1 protein-coding gene is annotated in these 2,223 nt (G+C 78.5%); it reads right to left on the bottom strand.

The genetic code is table 11. The features are described from left to right. Positions 1–322 precede the first annotated feature (322 nt). The coding region (locus MTQ10_RS29910; protein WP_247473669.1) for a helix-hairpin-helix domain-containing protein at positions 323–2,223 on the bottom strand (1,901 nt) is incomplete at its 5' end.

Here is a 2,223-nt window from a genome sequence, read left to right as displayed (position 1 = left end):
GCCGGAGGCGACCGCCGTCCGTGACACCCGGGCCGGCCGCCGCCGAGTCACCCCAGGGCGACCCCCGACCGGGCTCACCGGTCCCGGCCCGGCCGGTCCGGGGCGCGGCCTGACACAGGCCGTTCCGGGCCGCGGTGCCCGGCCCTCGACCGGCACCGGCAACCTGCGACCCGGACCTGGGCAGGTTCCCGCCCGGACCTGGGCAGGTTCCCGCCCGGACCTGGGCGGGGCCCGGCCCGGACCGACGGGCGAACAGGACCTGGCCCACCGGCGGGCGAACCGGTCCCGGCCCACCGGCGGCTCGCCGCAGGCCCTCGAACCGTCAGGCGGCCGTCGGCATCTGCGTCCGCAGCAGCAGCGGCAGGCGCGTCGTCCGCGGCTTCGCCGGGATCTCGGCCACAGCGCGGGGCAGGGCCTGCTCAACGCCGTGCACCACGGACAGATGGCGGTCGGCCCGGCCGAACGCCGTGTACACCCAGGGCCGGTCGAGCGCCTTGACTGCATCGCCCGGCAGGACGACGACAGCCGCCGGCCACCGCGCCCCCACCGCCTGGTGCGCTGTCAGCGCCCAGCCGTGCCGCACCCGCTGCTCGACCCGCTCCCGCGGTACGACGACGGGGGCGCCCGCGCACGACAGGTGCAGCCCCTCGGCGTCGGCCTTCACCACCCGGCCCGGCACCGTGCGGCCCGGAGCGGGGGACCAGACGATCCGGTCGCCCAGGTCGAAACCGCCGAAGCGGCCCGGTCCTGGGTTCAGGCGTTCCTTGAGCGCGGAGTTGAGCACCCGGGTGCCGACCGCGCCGCCGTGGCCCGGCGTGATGACCACGGTCTGCTCTGCCGGGATGCCCAGCGCACGCGGCACCGAGTCCATGACGAGCTGCACCGTCCGGTGCACGGCCTCGCCCGCGTCCCGCACCGGCACGATCACCAACTCCTTGCCGGGCGCCTCCACCTGGTGCAGCTCTCCGACGCCGATCCCGGAGACCAGCTCGCCCAGCGGGCCCGGGTCCGGGGTGCGGGAGGCCACCTGCGGGCAGACACGCGCGGCGAGCAGATCGGCGAACACCCGCCCCGGGCCCGCCGACCACAGCACCGCCGGATCGCCGCTGAGCACCAGCCGCGCCCCGTCGGGCACCGACTCCACCAGCAGCGCCGCCGTCTCCACGTCCAGCTGCGGCGCGTCCAGCACCACCAGCAGATCCAGGGCCAGCGCCCCGTCGGCGTCCCTGCCCGGGCCTTCCGCACCGGACAGCAGACCGGACACGGTGACCACGGCATCGGCGGCTGTCACCTCCGGCACACCTGCCGGTGCCGCGGCAGGCGCCTCGACCTCCGCCGACCGCACGGGGCCGGCCGCCGACTCGGCCGCGCCGAGCAGCCCCGCGAAGCGGCGGCGGCCGTCGGGGGCGTGACAGGCCGCCACGGCACGCAGCCCCAGCGCACGGGCCGCGGCGAGCAGAGCGGCCGGTTCCGCGCGGGCGGCCTCACCGCCCGTGTGCAGCACCAGGGCATGCCCGGCCACCGCGCGGATCAGGTCCGCCGCACTGCCCGAGGCGCCCGATGCGGCCTGCTCCCAACGCGCCGGAGCGTCGTCCTTCGGCAGTGAGTTCACGACTCGGGCCAGGGCGTCGGCGAGGCTCTCCTCCGCCAGGGCGTAACGCTCCAGACCGACGAGCACCCGCACCGGGCGCTCCTCCTCGCCCTCCTCGCCGCCCTCGGCGGCAGCCGCCGGGGGCGTGGCCGGGTGGCCCGGCTCCTCGAGGGCGTCCTGGAACACCAGCGCGTCGCCCTCGGCGATCGCGCCGCGCACCGCCTCCTCCGCGCCGGGCACACCCCGGCGGTCCAGCGCCGCCGTCAGCGCGGGCATCTCCAGCGCCGTGTGCCCGGCCAGGGCCGCCTGCTCCAGCAGCCACACGGTCATCGCCCGGCCGCGCCGCTCGTCGTCGGGAGCGCACTCCGGGCCGAGCAGCGCCCGTGCGAACGTGTCGGCCTGCTCGGGCCGCACTCCGGGGACCCGCAGCAACTGCCAGGGGTCCTCCCGCAGCGTGGGCGCCGCGCCGTCGCCGAGCGCGCCGGCGGTCTGCGCGGCCAGCGACTCCGGCGCGCCGCCCGCCGCCAGCACCTCGCGCACCGCCGCGACGCTCTCCGCCGAGGGCGCCTGTGCGTCGGCGCCGGGTGCCGTCCCGGCGGGCACCGGCTGCGGACGCCGTACCGGCTCGGGGG

Source organism: Streptomyces sp. XM83C (assembly GCF_023072675.1).
Taxonomy (GTDB): Bacteria; Actinomycetota; Actinomycetes; order Streptomycetales; family Streptomycetaceae; genus Streptomyces; species Streptomyces thermocoprophilus.
The sequence above is the reverse complement of the archived record's forward strand: the minus strand, read 5'-3'. Positions and strand labels throughout refer to the sequence as shown.